General features: G+C 70.9%; 17 protein-coding genes. 2 read left to right on the top strand and 15 right to left on the bottom strand.

Going from position 1 to position 17090, the window contains the following annotated elements; all coding sequences use genetic code 11:
- Positions 1–30 precede the first annotated feature (30 nt).
- The 7 genes from ABZ564_RS08450 to ABZ564_RS08480 form a co-directional block, all read right to left on the bottom strand.
- Positions 31–822 carry an ABC transporter permease gene (locus tag ABZ564_RS08450; RefSeq protein WP_360851592.1) on the bottom strand — a complete coding sequence of 264 codons (792 nt, stop codon included), beginning with the start codon at positions 820–822 and terminating at the stop codon, positions 31–33.
- On the bottom strand, positions 819–1883 hold the full coding sequence (locus tag ABZ564_RS08455) for an ABC transporter ATP-binding protein (RefSeq protein ID WP_360851595.1): 1065 nt from the start codon (positions 1881–1883) through the stop codon (positions 819–821). Before ABZ564_RS08455 ends, ABZ564_RS08450 begins: the two co-directional genes overlap by 4 nt.
- Before the next feature lie 81 nt (positions 1884–1964).
- Entirely contained in the window at positions 1965–2972 is a 1008-nt protein-coding gene (locus tag ABZ564_RS08460) for a helix-turn-helix domain-containing protein (protein WP_360851598.1), read from the bottom strand.
- Entirely contained in the window at positions 2969–4519 is a 1551-nt protein-coding gene (locus ABZ564_RS08465) for a methyltransferase (protein WP_360851601.1), read from the bottom strand. Before ABZ564_RS08465 ends, ABZ564_RS08460 begins: the two co-directional genes overlap by 4 nt.
- 110 nt (positions 4520–4629) lie before the next feature.
- Complete coding sequence (locus ABZ564_RS08470) at positions 4630–5274, bottom strand: small secreted protein (protein ID WP_360851605.1); 645 nt, start codon at positions 5272–5274, stop codon at positions 4630–4632.
- Between the two features lie 307 nt (positions 5275–5581).
- A complete protein-coding gene (locus ABZ564_RS08475) occupies positions 5582–6052 on the bottom strand; it encodes an ATP-binding protein (RefSeq protein WP_360851607.1) in 471 nt (156 codons plus the stop codon).
- Between the two features lie 300 nt (positions 6053–6352).
- Positions 6353–6706 (bottom strand): STAS domain-containing protein, encoded by a 354-nt coding sequence (locus tag ABZ564_RS08480; RefSeq protein WP_003967428.1) that lies wholly within the window; start codon positions 6704–6706, stop codon positions 6353–6355.
- Positions 6707–6784: 78 nt separating this feature from the next.
- Here ABZ564_RS08480 and ABZ564_RS08485 point away from each other — a divergent pair, with 78 nt between their 5' ends.
- Complete coding sequence (locus ABZ564_RS08485; RefSeq protein ID WP_360851610.1) at positions 6785–9310, top strand: DEAD/DEAH box helicase; 2526 nt, start codon at positions 6785–6787, stop codon at positions 9308–9310.
- On the opposite strand, the gene ABZ564_RS08490 is transcribed toward ABZ564_RS08485, so the two are convergent.
- The 7 genes from ABZ564_RS08490 to ssd all read right to left on the bottom strand — a co-directional run bounded on the left by ABZ564_RS08490 (position 9204) and on the right by ssd (position 14410).
- Positions 9204–9653 (bottom strand): Rv3654c family TadE-like protein, encoded by a 450-nt coding sequence (locus ABZ564_RS08490; RefSeq protein ID WP_360851613.1) that lies wholly within the window; start codon positions 9651–9653, stop codon positions 9204–9206. The genes ABZ564_RS08485 and ABZ564_RS08490 overlap by 107 nt on opposite strands.
- Positions 9650–10078, bottom strand: coding sequence for a TadE family type IV pilus minor pilin (locus tag ABZ564_RS08495; protein ID WP_360851717.1), 429 nt, complete (start codon positions 10076–10078; stop codon positions 9650–9652). Before ABZ564_RS08495 ends, ABZ564_RS08490 begins: the two co-directional genes overlap by 4 nt.
- 112 nt (positions 10079–10190) lie before the next feature.
- Positions 10191–10394, bottom strand: coding sequence for a DUF4244 domain-containing protein (locus ABZ564_RS08500; RefSeq protein ID WP_360851720.1), 204 nt, complete (start codon positions 10392–10394; stop codon positions 10191–10193).
- A gap of 71 nt (positions 10395–10465) precedes the next feature.
- Entirely contained in the window at positions 10466–11326 is an 861-nt protein-coding gene (locus tag ABZ564_RS08505) for a type II secretion system F family protein (RefSeq protein WP_360851616.1), read from the bottom strand.
- Positions 11323–12168 carry a type II secretion system F family protein gene (locus ABZ564_RS08510; RefSeq protein WP_360851620.1) on the bottom strand — a complete coding sequence of 282 codons (846 nt, stop codon included), beginning with the start codon at positions 12166–12168 and terminating at the stop codon, positions 11323–11325. The genes ABZ564_RS08505 and ABZ564_RS08510 overlap by 4 nt, the downstream gene beginning before the upstream one ends.
- A gap of 35 nt (positions 12169–12203) precedes the next feature.
- Complete coding sequence (locus tag ABZ564_RS08515; protein WP_360851623.1) at positions 12204–13352, bottom strand: TadA family conjugal transfer-associated ATPase; 1149 nt, start codon at positions 13350–13352, stop codon at positions 12204–12206.
- Complete coding sequence (ssd, locus tag ABZ564_RS08520) at positions 13349–14410, bottom strand: septum site-determining protein Ssd (RefSeq protein WP_360851723.1); 1062 nt, start codon at positions 14408–14410, stop codon at positions 13349–13351. The genes ABZ564_RS08515 and ssd overlap by 4 nt, the downstream gene beginning before the upstream one ends.
- Positions 14411–14975: 565 nt before the next feature.
- On the opposite strand from ssd, the gene ABZ564_RS08525 reads away from it, so the two are divergent.
- Entirely contained in the window at positions 14976–15815 is an 840-nt protein-coding gene (locus ABZ564_RS08525; protein WP_360851627.1) for an HAD-IB family hydrolase, read from the top strand.
- 378 nt (positions 15816–16193) lie between these two features.
- Here ABZ564_RS08525 and ABZ564_RS08530 read toward each other — a convergent pair whose 3' ends face one another.
- A complete protein-coding gene (locus ABZ564_RS08530; protein WP_360851630.1) occupies positions 16194–17018 on the bottom strand; it encodes an oxidoreductase in 825 nt (274 codons plus the stop codon).
- Between the last annotated feature and the right edge of the window lie 72 nt (positions 17019–17090).

Raw genomic sequence — 17090 nt, forward strand, 5'->3', positions numbered from 1 at the left:
AAGGTTCGAGGCGCAGGCTCGCGCAGCAGGTCAGGCCAGGGCGAGGGTCGCGGCGGCCCGGGCGCGCTGTTCGACGCGTCCCAGCACGAGGACGGCGAGCAGCGCGTAGAACGCGCCGAGTCCGAGGGCGATGCCCATGGGGACCAGCACCTCCCCGGCTCCCGCCCCTCCGGAGGTCGCCGCGTGCACCGCGCGGGAGCCCCAGGTGGTGGGGAGCGCCCAGGAAACCGGACGCGTCCAGTCCGGCAGCACGGTGGTGGGCACGAGCATCCCGGACAGCAGCCACACGGGCGCGTCCAGCGGGTTGGCCAGTGCATTCGCGTTGCGCAGCAGTACGAAGGTGGCAGCGAGCAGCAGCCCCATCATCCCGAGCGAGAGCACACAGACCGGGACGGCGACCAGGAAGAGCGCCGGATGCGCGAAGTCCAGCGGCACGTCGAACAGCACGGCGCCCCAGAGCACCGTCGCGCCCATCGCGTACGTGCCTATGACGGCGGTGGCCAGGGTGATGGGCAGCAGGACGAGGGAGAGCGGCGTGGGTGAGGCGACGAGCGTCTCCAGCGTGCCCAGCCAGCGCTGGTTCTGGACGGCGCCGCCCGATCCGAAGAGCACCGAGGACCAGATGCCCATCAGCCCGGCTCCGACGGCCGCCGTCAGCAGCCGGTCGGGGTCGTCGGCGGCGCGGAAGAGGTAGACGGAGAGGGTCGCGTACACCAGGGGCACGAGGACGGCGAAGGTGATTTCGAGCGGCGAACGGCTCATGTACGAGACGTGCGTCCGCACGCCGACAGCGATCAGACGCAGGGTTCTGGCGAACGTCATGCCGCGGCCTCACTGGCGTCGCGACCGGTCTCCGCGGAGGCGGTCTCTGCGGAGGCGGTCTCTGCGGAGGCGCGAGCCGTGGGAGCCGGCTCGTCCGCCTCCTCGACGATCGCGATGTAAGCATCCTCCAGCGTGGGTTCCCGGGTGACGACCCGTCCGGCCCGTACCCCGTCGAGCGCTGCCAGAACCTGGCCGTGCAGATCCGCGCCCCGCTCCGTCTGCACGATGACGGCCTGGCGGCTCCCCCGGTCCTCGGCGGACACTCCGTGCACACCGGCCACGGCGCGGATGCGTTCGAGATGCTCCTCGCCCGCCCCGTACGCCTCGATCTCCAGGATGCCGCGTTCCTGAACGCGCGACTTGAGTCGGTCCGGCGTGCCCAGGGCCCGGATGGTGCCGCCCGCGATGACGGCGATCCGGTCGCACAGCTCGTCGGCCTCCGCCATGTAATGCGTGGTCAGCAGCACCGTGGTGCCGTCGGCTCGCAGGTCGGCGACGGTGCGGCGCAGATCGCGCGCCGCCACGGGATCCACGCCGATGGACGGTTCGTCGAGGAACAGGACGTCGGGCCTGTGCAGCAGTCCGCGCGCGACGTGCAGCCGCTGCCGCATCCCCCGCGAATACCCCTCGACGCGCTCCTTCTCCCGCCCGGCGAGGCCGACCAGCTCGAGCAGTTCGGCGATCCGCCGCTTCTGGTCCCGCGGCTCGACGTCGTACAGCTCGGCGAAGTACCGCAGATTGTCGAGGGCGGAGAGCCGGTCGTACAGCCCCCGGTCGCCGCCGAAGACGTAACCGATCCGGCGGCGTACGGCGACGGGGTCGGACGCCACGTCGTGTCCCAGCACCCGGGCCGTGCCTGAGGTGGGCAGCAGCAGGGTGTTGAGCATCTTGATGGTGGTGGTCTTGCCCGCGCCGTTGGGCCCGAGGAGCCCGAAGAGTTCGCCGCGAGCCACCTCGAAGGTGATCCCCCGCACGGCTTCGGTCTCGGTGCGGCGCGGACGCAGGAAGCCGGTCCGGCTGGTGTAGGTGCGGCGCAGGTTCTTCGCCTCGATCGCAAGCATGGCCCGGACGCTAGGCCCGTCTCCGCCACCGCCGCCATCGATTCGGGGCCCCCCGAATCGTCCGCGCGGTCCCGCGGCCTCTCACGACACCGCGCGCAGCACCTCTTCCCCCGAGAGCAGCGCGAGGAGGGCGCGGCCGGTGTCGGTGAGCTGGTAGTAGACGCTGCGCCCGATCCGGTGCCGGGTGACGACATCGGCCTCGGCGAGGACCGACAGGTGCTCCGAGACCGTGCTCGGCGCGAGCCCCAGCCGGTCGGCTATCCCGGCCGTGGTGAGCGGCCCCCCGAGCTGGCGCAGCACCGAGGCCCGGCCCCGCCCCAGCAGCAGCCCGAGCCGGTCGCCGCTGTCGGCCCGCTCCGCCGGCCGCTCGCGCAGGGCGCCCGCGCCGCGCGCCTGGAAGGACACCGTCAGGACCTCGGGGTCGTCGGTGGAGTAGAGCCGGCAGCCCTCCGCGAAGACGAGGGGCACGAGCAGCAGCCGCCGCTCGCCCGCCCGGTACTCCGCGTCGATGTGCTTCGTCAGTTCCAGCACGGGCGGCTCCCACCTGGCCCGGCTCTCCAGACCGGTGAAGAGCGCGTCTATACCCTCGGTGGCGAACGTCCGCGCCCGTATGAGCACTTCGTCCTCGACGAGACGCCGCATAACTGGCCAGTGGGCGGCCAGCGCGCCTTCCCAGTACGCGGCGTACGCATCGGCGAGTGCGCCGCACGCGGCCTCGGGATCGGCGACGTACGGCCGTATGTGCGGGTGGTCCTCAAGACCTGCGTAATGCTCGGCGACTCCGGCCCGTACGACGTCGACCGGAGTGGCCCGGATGGTGTCGAGCTCCGTCTCGACGGACGTGGCCCCGACCGGTCGGGGCAGCAGGAAGTCGGGGAACTGGTGGGGACCGTCGGTCAGCAACCGGAGCGCATGCGTCCGGTCGTCCTCGCGCAGCACCTCGCGGGCCCGCACCACCCATTCCTCGTAGGGGCGGGAGGGGTGGCGGTGCGGCATCGTGAGATGGAGGCTGCAGAAGGCGTCCCACAACGGGCTGATCGCGATGCGGGTGGCTCCGAGCGACGCCTCGTCCAACTCGATCCGGATCATCCGGTCACCCGCCCGCCCGGGGGCAGCGGCTCCAGGAATCCCTCCTCCACCAACAGCCGGATGGCCTGCGGCGTGCGGTCCCGCAGCAGCACCGGGTCCTCGTTCATCAGCTGCGCGATGGCGTCGAGGATGCGCCCGGCGGGCAGCGAGCCGTCACACACTCCGGCAAAGCCGGCGCCGACCGCGTCGACCTTCGTAGCCCTTCGCATGCCACGGTTCTGACGGAGCACCACATGCTCCGGGTCTTCGGCCCCGGGGAGCCCGACCTGCTCCTGCACCACCTCGGCGGCCAGGGTGAAGTGGGCGGCCAGAAGCGCCGCGTCGTCCTGTTCGCGCAGGTAGTCCTGGCGGTCGAAGTGCGCCTCGACGGCGGGACCGAGCGGCTGCTCCACGGCGTGAGGCCACTCCTCGATCACGATCGAGGGGGCTCCGGCGGCCGCGGCGGCGGACTTCCGCAGCGTGATCCAGCCGAAGCCGACGCCCTTCGTCCGCCGGGCGTCGAACTCGTCCAGCCAGGCGTCGTACCGTGCCTTGTACTCCTCTGGGTCCGTGCGGTGGTCGCCGCTGTCACGCAGCCACAACTCGGCGTACTGCGTGACGTCCTGCACCTCGCGCTGCACGATCCAGGCGTCGCAGCCTTCCGGAACCCAGGAGCGCACCCGGTCCTGCCACTCCTCGTCCTCGGTGTGCTGCCAGTTGGCCAGGAAGTGCGCGAAGCCGCCCTCGTTGAGCCGGTCGCCCGTCTGCTGCACCAGAGTCCGGCAGAGGTCGTCGCCGGCCATGCCGCCGTCGCGGTAGGTGAGCCGGGCGCCGGGCGAGATGACGAAGGGCGGGTTGGAGACGATCAGGTCGAAGGTCTCGGTGCCGACCGGCTCGTACAGGGAACCCTCCCGCAGATCGGCCGGGGCGGCGCCGGACAGAGCGAGGGTGAGCCGGCTGAATTCGAGGGCGCGCGGATTGAGATCGGTGGCCGTGACCCTCGTGGCATGCTGCGCGGCGTGCAGCGCCTGGATACCGGAGCCCGTACCGACATCAAGGGCGGAGCCGACGGGCTTGCGGACGGTGATCCCGGCCAGAGTGGTGGAGGCCCCTCCGATGCCGAGGACGACGCCCTTCTCGCGCGAGCCGATCCCGCCCGCGCCTCCCACCGCGCAGCCCAGGTCGGAGACGATGAACCAGTCCTCGCCGTCCGGCCCGCCGTACGGCCGCACATCGACGGTCGCCCGGACCTCGCCGGCCGTCTCGGTCAGCCAGCCGTCCGCCACGCACTCCGCGAGCGGGAGCACGGCCGCTGCCCGCTCGGCGGGCACGGGCCGCTGGAGCAGGAAGAGGCGCACCAGCGTGGCGAGCGACGTCTCGCCCTGCGTGGCCCGCAGCGCCGGCACCGTCTCACTGCGCGCCAGCGCGGCGTAGGCGGACGCGCCGAGCAGGTCGAGGAGCCCGTCGGCCGTGAACGCGGCCGCGAGCAGGGCCTCGCGGAGTTCAGGCGCGCGGTCCGCCGAGGGAAGGTCTGCTGCGAAAAGGCTGGTCTTACTCACGTGCCCCATTGTGACGGCTCCCACTGACAACGGCAGCGACCCGGCCACCGCCCCGGCTGTCCCCGGGGTGTGCCGGGCCGCTCACCCGATGTCCGCAGGCCGTGACACCGGCCGCCCCGTTACGCCTTCTTACTGGCGGACGCCGACGGAGACGCTTCCTTCGACGGCTCGGTCGAGGGCTCGGAGTCGTCCGACGGGCCGGCCGAGGGAGACGCCGAGGCGGTCGGCTTCTGGCAGCCCTCCTGCTTGGCCATCGCGGTGCCGACCTCGCCGGACTGGAGCTTCTTCAGCGCCTGGTCGCCGCTGGTGCTGATCTTGTTCAGTTCCTCCGCGATGCCTTTGAGGCCGTCGGCGAACTTCCCCTGATCCTTCGTCTCCAGGGCGTCGACCTTCTCCTGCAGCTTCGCGTAGGCCGCGGAGGAGGCGTTGAGCTCCTTCACCGCCTCCTTCTGCGTGGTCTCGCCGTCGTCGACCGGCGGGGGGCCCGCCGAATCGACGGCCGAGCCCAACGCCTTGTACGCCTGCGAGATCTGCTGGAAGGCGGCCGAGTCGGTCTCCTGGACGTCGGCGGGCTTGCTGTTGTCGGCGGTCTGCTGCTGGATCGACGCGTTGGCGTTCGCGATCTTCTGCAACTGGGGCTGGACCTGGTCGCAGACCTCCTTGGCCCAGTCGTTCACCTTGTCGTCGCTGTCGTCGCTGCAGCCCGACAGTGCCAGTACGAGTACCGCACCGCCGGACAGTGCGGCTGCAAGCTTCTTGTTCACCGGTTTGGTCCCTTCCAAGGCTCTCGGCCCCGGAACTTACACGCCGAACGCCCTCCATCCGGGCGCCAGGCGTCCGATAGGCAGGCTTTTGCAGCCATTTGCACCAAGGGAAATGAGGGATATGCAACTCACCCAAACAGCCCTCACCGAGGGGAACACGTGAACGATTCCCTACTCGAATGAGGAGCTGCCGCGCGCGCGGGAGGTCAATCAGGCTCGGGTGCAAGGAAGCTGAGAGCCCGTCGCTCGACAGAGAAACCGTCACTCCACAGAGACACCCCTCGCGCCGCTCGGCGTCGCCCCCCACTCAGGGAAGAACGGCGACCGGCACCTTGGGCCAGCTCATCCGGATGACACCGCCGTCCGCACCGGACCTGACCTCCACGTCGTCGACCAGGCCACTGATGACCGCGAGGCCCATCTCGTCCTCGTCGTCCGCCTCCGGTTCGGGCTCGTAGAGCCCACCGCCGGACGTGGCAGCACGCCGCCCGGAGACGCCGCCCGGAACCGAGCCATTCGCGCCGGGGCCCGGGACCTCGTCACCGACCTCGATGGCGAACGTCTTCTCCTCCTCGATCAGGACGACCGCGACAGGAGCCGTAATGCCATGGCTGCGGTGCAGGCCGACGGCCCGGCTGCACGCCTCGCCCACGGCGAGCCGGACCTCGTCGAGCACGGCCTCGTCGACCCCGGCCCTGCGCGCCACGGCCGCCGCCACGAGGCGGGCGGTCCTGACGTGTTCGGGCTGGGCGCTGAAGCGGAGTTCAACGGTGGCCATGCAATCCCCCTCGAACGTACGTATGTGCATGCCGGGGACGAGCCCCACGGACCGGTCCCTGGCTCTCTCTGCGAGCCCTCGGTTCCCTGCCGACGAGCCCTCTTACCCGGGCGGGTCGGGCGGCTGACAAATAAAGCAGCCGCGGACCACCGACCGGGTGATCCGCCAGCTACCGACCGCCGTCCAGGATCTACCGGCCACGACGGAACAGGGCCTGCCGCACCGGCGGACCCCACCGGAGCCGCGCAGCCGAGACCGTCGCCGGACCGGCAGATAACCGGCCCGGCGCCAGGCCGGATGTCAGTCGGTGGCCGCGACGGCCTCGTCGACCGTGGTGTGGATCGGGAACACCTTGGTCAGGCCGGTGATCCGGAAAATCTTCAGAATGCGCTCCTGGTTGCACACCAGGCGCAGCGAGCCCTCATGGGCCCGCACACGCTTCAGGCCGCCCACAAGCACGCCGAGGCCGGTGGAGTCGAGGAAGTCGACGCCTTCCATGTCGACAACCAGGTGGTAGCTGCCGTCATTCACCAACTCGACCAACTGCTCGCGCAGCTTGGGCGCGGTATACACATCAATCTCGCCACCGACCTCGACGACCGTACGGTCGCCACCAGGGCCGGACACATTGCGAGTCGACAAGGACAGGTCCACGGATCCTCCAGCACCTTGCTATCGAGCGGTCGCCCCTCGGTCTCCCCGACGGAGCCGGGGGACGGATCGCCAGCCGCGATGGCATTCAATCACTTACCGGCAGCCATGCACGACGCCTTGGGACCATTGTCCGTCTTGCCAGTGACACACTCGGTGCCGATGGCCAAGAATCATTACCCCGGTCGACCCCCGGAGAGTGGGGGGTCCCGCCCCTCTCCGAACACGGTCCTCGACCGGCTCGCCGCAGGGGCGGGCCGGTCCGCGCGCATCACTCATACGGAGCACTTGCCCCCGCGCGCGGGAACCCATGCCGTCTGGCCCGATCGCATCCGTCCGGAAGTGATCGCCGCCATCCAGAAGGCCGGCATCGACCACCCCTGGGCCCATCAGGCGACCGCCGCGGAGTACGCCCTGGACGGCACATCCGTCGTGATCGCCACCGGAACGGCGTCCGGCAAGTCGCTGGCCTACCTCGCCCCGGTGCTCAGCGCCCTCCTGGACGGCTCCGAAGCCCCCAACGGGCGCGGCGCCACCGCCCTCTACCTCGCCCCCACCAAGGCCCTGGCAGCCGACCAGCGCCGTTCCGTCAGGGCTCTCGCGGCTCCGCTGGGCAACGGCATCCGGCCGGCCGTCTTCGACGGTGACACCCCCGTCGAGGAGCGCGAGTGGGTGCGTCAGTACGCCAACTACGTGCTCACCAATCCCGACATGCTGCACCGCGGGATCCTCCCGTCACACCCCCGCTGGTCCTCCTTCCTGCGCTCCCTGCGCTACGTCGTCATCGACGAGTGCCACACCTACCGGGGCGTCTTCGGCTCGCACGTCGCCCAGGTGGTCCGCCGGCTCCGCCGGCTGTGCGCCCGTTACGGCTCCGAACCCGTCTTCCTCCTCGCATCCGCCACCTCCGCCGAGCCCGCCCTCGCGGCGGGCCGCCTCACCGGTCTCCGCGTCACCGAGGTGGCCGACGACACCTCCCCGCGCGGCGAACTGGTCTTCGCTCTGTGGGAACCCCCGCTGACCGAGCTGCACGGCGAGAAAGGTGCCCCGGTACGCCGTACCGCCACGGCCGAGACCGCCGACCTGCTCACCGACCTCACCATCCAGGGAGTCCGCTCGGTCGCCTTCGTACGCTCCCGGCGCGGCGCCGAGCTGATCTCCGTCATCGCCAAGGAACGCCTCGCCGAGGTCGACAGCTCCCTGCCGCCCCGGGTCGCCGCCTACCGCGGGGGCTACCTCCCCGAGGAACGCCGCGCCCTCGAACACGCTCTGCACTCAGGCCGGCTCCTCGGCCTCGCCGCCACCACCGCACTCGAACTCGGCATCGACGTCTCCGGCCTGGACGCCGTCGTCATATCCGGATACCCGGGCACCAGGGCTTCCCTCTGGCAGCAGGCGGGCCGGGCCGGCCGGGCCGGCCAAGGGGCTCTCGCCATCCTGGTGGCCCGCGACGATCCGCTGGACACCTTTCTGGTCCACCACCCCGACGCCCTGTTCCAGCAGCCCGTGGAGTCGACCGTCCTGGACCCGGACAACCCATACGTCCTCGCCCCCCATCTCTGCGCCGCGGCTGCGGAGCTGCCGCTCACCGAAACCGACCTCCAGCTCTTCGGCCCGGCCACGGCCGGGCTGCTCCCCCAGCTGGAGACCGCCAGGCTGCTCCGCAAACGGCCGTCGGGCTGGCACTGGACCCGCCGCGAGCGGGCCGCCGACCTCACCGACATCCGGGGCGAGGGCGGCCGTCCCGTGCAGATCGTCGAGGAGGGCACCGGCAGGCTGCTGGGCACCGTGGACGAGTCCGCCGCCCACAGCGCCGTGCACGAGGGCGCCGTCCACCTCCACCAGGGCCGCTCCTACCTGGTCCGGAAACTGGACCTGGAGGACTCCGTGGCCCTGGTCGAGCAGGCCGACCCGCCGTACTCGACCACCGCCCGAGACACCACATCCATCGCTGTCCTGGACACCGACACCGAGATCCCCTGGGGGGACGGGCGCCTCTGCTACGGGTCGGTCGAGGTCACCAACCAGGTCGTCTCCTTCCTGCGCCGTAAGCTGATCACCGGGGAGGTACTCGGCGAGAGCAAGCTGGACCTGCCGCCCCGTACCCTGCGCACCCGGGCCGTGTGGTGGACGGTGACCGAGGACCAGCTCGATGCCGCCCGGATCAACCCGGAGATCCTCGGCGGCGCGCTCCACGCCGCCGAGCACGCCTCGATCGGGATGCTGCCGCTCTTCGCCACCTGCGACCGCTGGGACATCGGCGGGGTGTCCGTCCCGCTGCACCCCGACACCCTGCTGCCCACCGTCTTCGTGTACGACGGCCACCCGGGTGGCGCCGGATTCGCCGAGCGCGCCTTCCACACCGCCCGCGAGTGGCTTTCGGCCACACGCCTGGCCATCGCATCCTGCGAGTGCGATGCGGGATGCCCGTCCTGCATCCAGTCCCCCAAGTGCGGCAACGGCAACGACCCCTTGCACAAACGGGGCGCCGTCCGCCTCCTCACGGAGCTCCTGCGTTATGCGCCGGGCGGGGAGAGCCCGAGCGCTCCGGCTGAGGGTTCCTCCAGGGCGGAGGAACGTCCGCCGCAGGCCCCGCCCGCGACCTGACCTCCGGGGCGTACGGTCCGAACCGTGCCCTGGCCATCACATCGGCGACCTCCCCCAGAACCGCACAGTGCACCACTTCCGCCCCCTGAGCCCCGGCCACCTCCTCGGCTGACGCGCAGGCCGCCGCGGTGCCCTCCAGGGCCCGGTCCGCCGCAGCCAGCGCCGCCAGATCGGCCGCGCTCCCGGCACGGTGCCGAACGGCCACCACCTGTCCGAACGCCAGAATCACCGCGAACACGGTGCACAACGTCGCTGCGGTCACCGCCGCCCATACCGTCGCGAACCCCTGATCCCCCACTGGCAGCCGGGCCGGTTGCCCACCCCGCCCACTGGGCCCCCTCACCGTTCGCCCTCTCTCCCCGCCACGTCCGGCGCGTCCGGCGCGTCCGGCGCGTCCGGCGCGTCCGGCGCGTCCGGCGCGTCCGGCGCGTCCGCAGCTGGCGCGGCCGGCACTGGCACATCCTCCGCCGCCGCGGCAGCCTCCGCCCTCAGGGTCACAGCGAGGCGTCCGGGCCCAGCCGTCGGGGCGGTCACCCTCACCCGCCACAGTGATCCGGCCCGTGCCACTGCGACCGAAGCCCCCTCGGGCGCTGCGGAGAGAGCGGCTTCCCGCACCTGCGCCGCCGGTTCCGAACGAGCTGCCGCCCGGGCACCGGCTCTCGCCGCGTCCACGCAACGGATCTGGGCCGAGGCGGCCATCAGCGCCCAGAGCAACGCCAGGGCGAAGACCGCCAGCACCGGAATTACCATGGCGGCCTCCGCCGTCACCGCGCCCTGATCGCCCGGACGCCTGGCACCCATGACCGAGGCCTCGCGCTCTTCCCTCTTCCGTTGCCCAAGCCGACCCGCAACCATGCGGCCAGTCACCTCCACACCGTCCTCAGAACTTCGCATCGAGCGCGCCCTTCAGCAACGACTGCAGCTGGGACATGACCGCCGCGCTGGTCACCACCTTGTAGAGCACCGCGGCAAACGCGCAGGCCGCGATCGTGCCCACCGCGTACTCCGACGTCGTCATCCCACTGTCCGCCCCCGACCGGGCGCGGCGGGCCACGGACCTCATCCAGTTCTTGATCTTGTACATCATTTCCGAACCCCCGATATGCCAGTTACGTACAGGAAAAACCCGAACTGCTCTTGCGTCTTCGTTCCGGATCACGCCGGTTGCAGCAGGCCCCCGGCCAGGCCGATCACCACTGGAGCCACCCCTACCGCCAGGAACGCGGGGAGGAAGCAGAGGCCGACCGGGGCAGTGACCATCACGGCGGCCTTCTGAGCCCGCGCCACGGCTGCCCTCGCCCGCTCGGCCCGCAACGCCTCGGCCATCCGGGTGACCGGCTCCGCCGCCGGAGCGCCGGTCGAGCCCGCCCGGTCCAGACAGCGGGCGAGGGCCCCGGCCCCCGGTATCCCCCCGAACCGCCCCCAGGCGACAGCGGGGTCACCACCAAGCCGGATTTCCGCCGCTGTGCGGGCGAGCTGCTCACCCACCGGTCCGCCCAGCGACTCGCCCACCGCCTCGGCCGCCTCCACCGGGCCGGCACCGGCGGAAATGCAGGCCGCCAGCAGATCCGCCGCCATGGGAAGTTGCCGTACGGCCTCCGCAGTCCGCGCCTTCGCCTCGGAGGCGCGTTGCACGGCATGCCCTAGTCGCTCTCGCTGCCACCGCCAGCCGCCGTAGGCGGCGGCCAGGCCGACCGCCCCTCCCACTAGGCCGCCCACGAGGAACCATCCCGTCAACGCGACTGCCGCCCATGCCACCCACTGTTTGACCGGGCCGGCGGAGACCGTCCAGCCCACCCGGGAAGTCGTCCAGCCCACCGGGGGGCCGGACGACCGGAGCGGCCCCGACCGCCCGGTAGAGGCCGCCGGTGCCACCACCAGGAGCCGCTCGCCTCGTCGCCTTACCCGTCGGCCCACTTGATGCCGGGCCAAGGGCAGAACCACTCGGGCGTAGAGCGCCAGTGCCACTCCGAGGGCCTCCACCGTCTGAACGGGCCAGCCGGCCGATACGTTCATCCCGTTTCTCCCGTCCGGACGATCCGGGTGGCCCACAGGAGACCGCACACCTCCAGCAGCCCGCCCGTCGCCAGGCAGATCAGTCCGGCGGTGCTGTGGAGCAGCACCTTCAGCGGGTCCGCTCCGAGTGCGGCGCCGAGTCCCATGCCGAGCACGGGGAGCAGGGCAAGCACCGCGACCGTCGACCACGCTCCCGCCAGTTGCGCCCGCAACTCCTCGCGCTGACGACGTTCGGCTCGCAACGCGCTTTCCAACCGGGTCAGCCCTGTCGCGAGGCCCGCCCCGCTGCCCACCGCCACCCGCCAGCAGGCGGCCACTCCGGCCAGTCCGTCCAACCCCGGCTCGCCCGCCGCCTGGACCAGTGCCCTCGGTACATCGCCACCGAACCGCGCCGCGGCCGACACCCGGAACCCGGCTTCGCCCATCACTGCCGTGCTGCGCACCGCGACGAGCAGCGCCTGCCCCGGCTCGTGGCCGGCCCTCAGTTCACCGACCAGCGCCCCGCACAGGTCCACCACCCCGTCCGCCCGGGCTTCCCGGTCCTTGCGTGACTGCCTCTTCCGCAACCACCGCCGCGCCACAGGAACCGCGACGGCCCCCGCGATCAACGGCAGTACGGACTGCCCGAGCACCGCCAGAGCCGAAGCCACCGGGAGACACAGCCACTCCCACCGTCCCCTCAGCCGTTTCTCGATCCGGCTGCGCGCCCTCCACCACTTCTCCCGGGCCTCCGACTTCTCGCTCCCGCCGGAGAGCAGCGCCAGCGCTCTCCGCAGCGGTCGCGCCCGCCCCATCAGGACCAGCCACACCGCCATCGCCGCACACAGTGCTGCGGCATGCACCGCCTCGGGGATTCCGGCAGGCGCCCTCCCTCCGATCACAGAGCACCCCCGATCAGCTCGTACAGCCGCTCCCAGCCCCGTTCCCGCTCGAAGCCCGCGGCGCCCCAGCACAGCGCCGGAACCGTCCTCACCAGCCCCGCCGCATCCCGCTCCAGCACATGGATGTCTGCGATCCGCCTGCGCCCGGCGCGGTCCCGTACAAGATGGACCACGACCGACAAAGCCGCCGCCAGCTGACTGTGCAGCGCCAGCCGGTCCAGCCCCGCCGCAGTTCCGAGCGCCTCCAAACGTGCCGGGACGTGCCCGGCAGCATTGGCATGAACGGTTCCGGATCCTCCCTCATGCCCGGTGTTCAGGGCTGCCAGGAGCTCGGTCACCTCGCTGCCGCGCACCTCACCGACCACCAGCCGATCGGGGCGCATGCGCAAGGCTTGGCGCACCAGGTCCCGGAGTGTCACCCGGCCGGCACCCTCCTGATTGGCGGGGCGCGACTCCAGCCGCACGACGTGCGGGTGATCCGGGCGCAACTCCGACGAGTCCTCGGCGAGCACGATCCGCTCGCGCTCCCCCACCGCTCCCAGCAGACTGGAGAGCAGGGTCGTCTTGCCCGCCCCTGTACCACCGCTGATCAGGTACGAAACCCGCGCCTCCACCAGAGCCCTCAACACTCGGTCACCCCCGGGCGGGACGGTCCCCGCTTCGACCAGCTCCGTCAGGGAGAAGGCCCTGGTCCTGACCACCCGCAGCGACAGACACGTCGATCCGACCGATACCGGGGGCAGCACGGCATGCATGCGGGTGCCGTCCGGAAGCCTGGCGTCCACCCAGGGTCTGGCGTCGTCGAGACGACGCCCCGCCACAGCCGCGAGCCGTTGCGCCAGTCTGCGAACCGCAGCCGCGTCCGCGAAGGCCACTTCGGTGAGTTCCAGTCCGCCGCCTCGGTCCACCCAGACCCGGTCGGGCGCTGACACCAGGACGTCCGTGACACCGGGATCGGCCAGGAGCGGTTCCAGTACCCCGGCCCCGATCAGCTCGCCTCTCAGCTCGTCCGCCCGGCCCAGCACTTCCGCCGTGCCGAGCAGACGCCCCTGCGCACGCAGCGCGGCGGCGACCCCGGCCGGGGTCGGAGCCGTCCCGCTGTGTGCGAGCCGTTGCCTGACGGCATCGAGCAGCGCCTCGGTCATGAGATGCCCCCGGTGACCGAGGTGTTGGCACTCTCCGGCACGAGCGCCTGTTCCCAGAAGGCGGCGCAGAACCTGGCAAGCGGCCCACGTGCGTTGCCTCCGGGTGGCTCGCCCACGTTCTGCTCGGCCGACAGAGCCCTTTCCCACGGGACTTCCCCAGCCAGCGGCAGGCCCATCGCTCGGGCCACCCATTGCTCGTCGAGCCCTGAGGTGTAAGGTCCCCGCGCCACAACCCGCAGGTCGTCGAGCACCATTCCGGCCATCGATACCACCCGCTTCGCCGCCGCGACCGCGCGCAGTTCACCGGGGACGACCACAAGCCCCAGATCGAGCTGGGCAAGGGCCTCGGCCACCGCTTCGTCCACCCGGCGTGGCAGATCAACCACCACCACCCCACCGAGCCTGCGTGCTGCGGCCAGTACCGCTCGCATGGCGGGCGGCGGGATGACCACCCAGTCGTCACGGCCCCAGCTGAGGACCCGCAGCCCGTGCAGCGCTGGCAGCGATTCCTCCAGCGCCCCTCCACCGACCCGCCCCTTTGAATGGGCGAAATCAGGCCAACGCATTCCCTCAGCCCGCTCGCCACCGAGCAGCACGTCGATACCGCCGCCCAACGGATCCCCGTCGATGAGCATGGTCCGCTGCCCAGCCCTCGCCGCGGTCACCGCGAGGGCACAGGCCAGCGTGGACGCACCCGCACCGCCTCGACCCCCGATCACTCCCACCGTGAGGGCGGGCCGGCCGACGCCTTCCGCCGCGTTGGCGATCTGGTCGACGAGCCAGTTCTCGGATTCAGGCAGACGAATCACGTATTCAGCGCCGATTTCGACGGCTCGGCGCCAGACATCGGGCGCGTCCTGATCGCGTCCCACGACCATGACGCCCCGTCTGCGCGCCGCTCCGCGGCACCGTGCGGCCGCGTCCTCGCCGACAAGAACCATGGGCGCCTGCTCCCAGCCCCCTCGGCGATCGGGCAGCGCGGGATGCACTTCCGGTTCCGCACCGGCAGCGGCGCACAGCCTCAGCAGATCGTCGAGCAAGTCCACATCCTCGGTCACGATCAGCGGACCGCCCCGTCGTGCGTCGGCAGGCGTCAATCGATCCCGTGCACTGGATTCAGCCATACTCTCCACCCCTCCATCACGCGCCTTCGCCACGGTTCACGGCGATCTCGGAGCTCATCCGAGAACGGCGATCCCGGCACCCGTGGACTTCACGGGTGGAATCACGGTGGGGCGCTCCCGGAAATCATGTGGATCTTGCTCAAAAACCGTGGACAACTCAGCGGTTGTGAATAACTCCGTAGCTCACACAGGTGACTTCCCGATGCGACTCTTCCGCTACCCAGCGTCACGATGCATGCTGAAGCGAGCCGACCTCAGGCAGAGCCCGACATGGAGCAGAGGGAGAAGAAATGGTCGATTCCGCGCGGCAAACCGCGTCCGGACATGCGACGACCCCCGCCGGGGGGGAGAGCGGGGGTCGTCCCCACGGCCGACTCGGGGGGGGAGGAGCCGGACCGGGGTTAGCACGGTCGCGAACGATCCGTGACTTCCATGGTGTACCCGAGGCCCTTCTCAGGCAAACCCACGCGCCGGGGTATACGCCGAATGGCGGCCCCCTATGCTCTGGCATGTGGAAAACCGCTTCTTGCCGCGCACAGCCGCCTTCTTTGACCTGGACAAGACGGTCATCGCGAAGTCTTCGACACTGACCTTCAGCAAGTCCTTCTACCACGGCGGGCTGATCAACCGCCGCGCCGTGCTGCGCACCGCGTACACGCAGTTCGTGTTCCTTGCCGGGGGCGCGGATCACGACCAGATGGAGCGGATGCGCGAATATCTCTCGGCGCTCTGCAAGGGCTGGAACGTGCAGCAGGTCAAGGAACTCGTGGCCGAGACCCTGCACGATCTGATCGACCCGATCATTTACGACGAAGCGGCGACGCTCATCGAGGAGCATCACACCGCCGGACGCGACGTCGTGATCGTCTCGACCTCGGGTGCCGAGGTGGTCGAACCAATCGGTGAGCTGCTCGGCGCCGATCGCGTCGTCGCCACCCGCATGGTCGTCGGCGACGACGGCTGCTACACGGGCGAAGTGGAGTACTACGCGTACGGGCCCACGAAGGCCGAGGCCATCAAGGCACTTGCGGTCTCAGAGGGCTACGACCTGGCCCGCTGCTACGCGTACAGCGACTCGGCGACCGACGTACCCATGCTGGAGTCCGTCGGCCATCCGCACGCGGTCAACCCGGACCGCGCGCTGCGCCGGGAGGCGACCCTCCGGGAATGGCCGATTCTCACTTTCGACCGGCCCGTACGGCTCAAACAGCGCCTCTCGGCGTTTTCCCTGCCGCCTCGGCCGGCGCTCATGGCCGCGGCAGCAGTGAGCGCCGCCGCCCTGGCCGCCGGAGTCGTCTGGTACGCCGCCCGTCGTAGAGCCACCACGGCGTCCGCCTGACACCGCCAGTTGGACCAACTCGTCCGTAATTGAACCTAAAAGTAAAGAAGTGCGGCCAGCACTACCGCTCACCCGGCCCGTGGAGTACAAAGGATTCAACGGCCCGCGAGACCAAGGACATCCGCGAGGATGACCTGAATTACGCAGCAAAGGCCCACGGACCGCGCATGAAAACCCAGCACCCACGCGACGTCGACCCGTCGATTACGGGCCAGCCGCACCAGGAGCGGGCAAAGACCCCGGCCTGATGGGCACATAACGAGGACGCTTGGTAACTGGGCAGACATGCCAGCGGCGGTACCGAGACCGGTACCGCCGCAACCACGTTCACCGCCACATCGCGCCCACCGGGGAGCACCGGCGTTGCGCGCACACGCGCTACGCGGCGCCTCGCTGAAGGGCCTCACACACTGCCGTCGATTCCCTGACGCCGAGTTCCGCCGAGCGCCCGCAATGCTTGATCCAGGCGGCCACACCCTCCGGCGTGCCGGAGAGATAACCATCGAAGGCCGCCACGTAGGCCGCCCTCCCCTGCTCGGCGTGCCCGACTTCGGCCGGGCAGATCGACTTGGGATCGAGTCCGCTTCCGATCAGCACGATCCGCTCCGCGGTCCGCGCCACCAGCCCGTTGTGCGTCCCGAAGGGACGAAGGGCCAGCAGTTCCCCGTGGACGACGGCGGCTGTCACCAGAGCGGGCGCCTCACTCCCCGACAGGATGAGCCGGGTGAGTCCGTCCAGTCGGCCTGCAACCTCGTCCGCGTCCGGCAGCGGCGCCTCGATCAGCGGCTCGTCCACCGGCTCTCCCGCGAGTCGAGGCCGTCCGACAGCGTCCTCCGGGGCGGCGCCACCCGCAGCCACCAGATGGAGCCTGGCGAGAACCCGCAAGGGCGACTGCCGCCAGATGGAAAGAAGCTGCCCCGCCTCCGCCGTCAGGCGAAGGGCGGCCCCGACGACACGGGCCTCGTCGTCGCCGCTGAAGTCGGTGCGCCGCCGCACCTCCTCAAGATTCCAGTCGGCGCCGGACAGCGCGGCCGATCCGCGGGCGCCCCGCAGAGCGGCCTCCGCAGTGACCTCGTTACTGCGGCGCCGCATCACGCGATGACCGTAGACCCGGTCGACGGCCTTGCGTACGGCGTCCACCGCGTCGGTCACGCCCGGCAGAGCGCTCAGAGCGACGAGCGGGTCCGAGGAAGTCGTACTCATAAGTAGCGAGGCTACGCGCCTTACGCCCGCCTACCGCCCGGGAGTGGCCTTCTTCACGAAACCTGGCAACAC

It is taken from the genome of Streptomyces sp. NPDC019224 (assembly GCF_040632605.1).
In the GTDB taxonomy this organism is placed as follows: domain Bacteria; phylum Actinomycetota; class Actinomycetes; order Streptomycetales; family Streptomycetaceae; genus Streptomyces.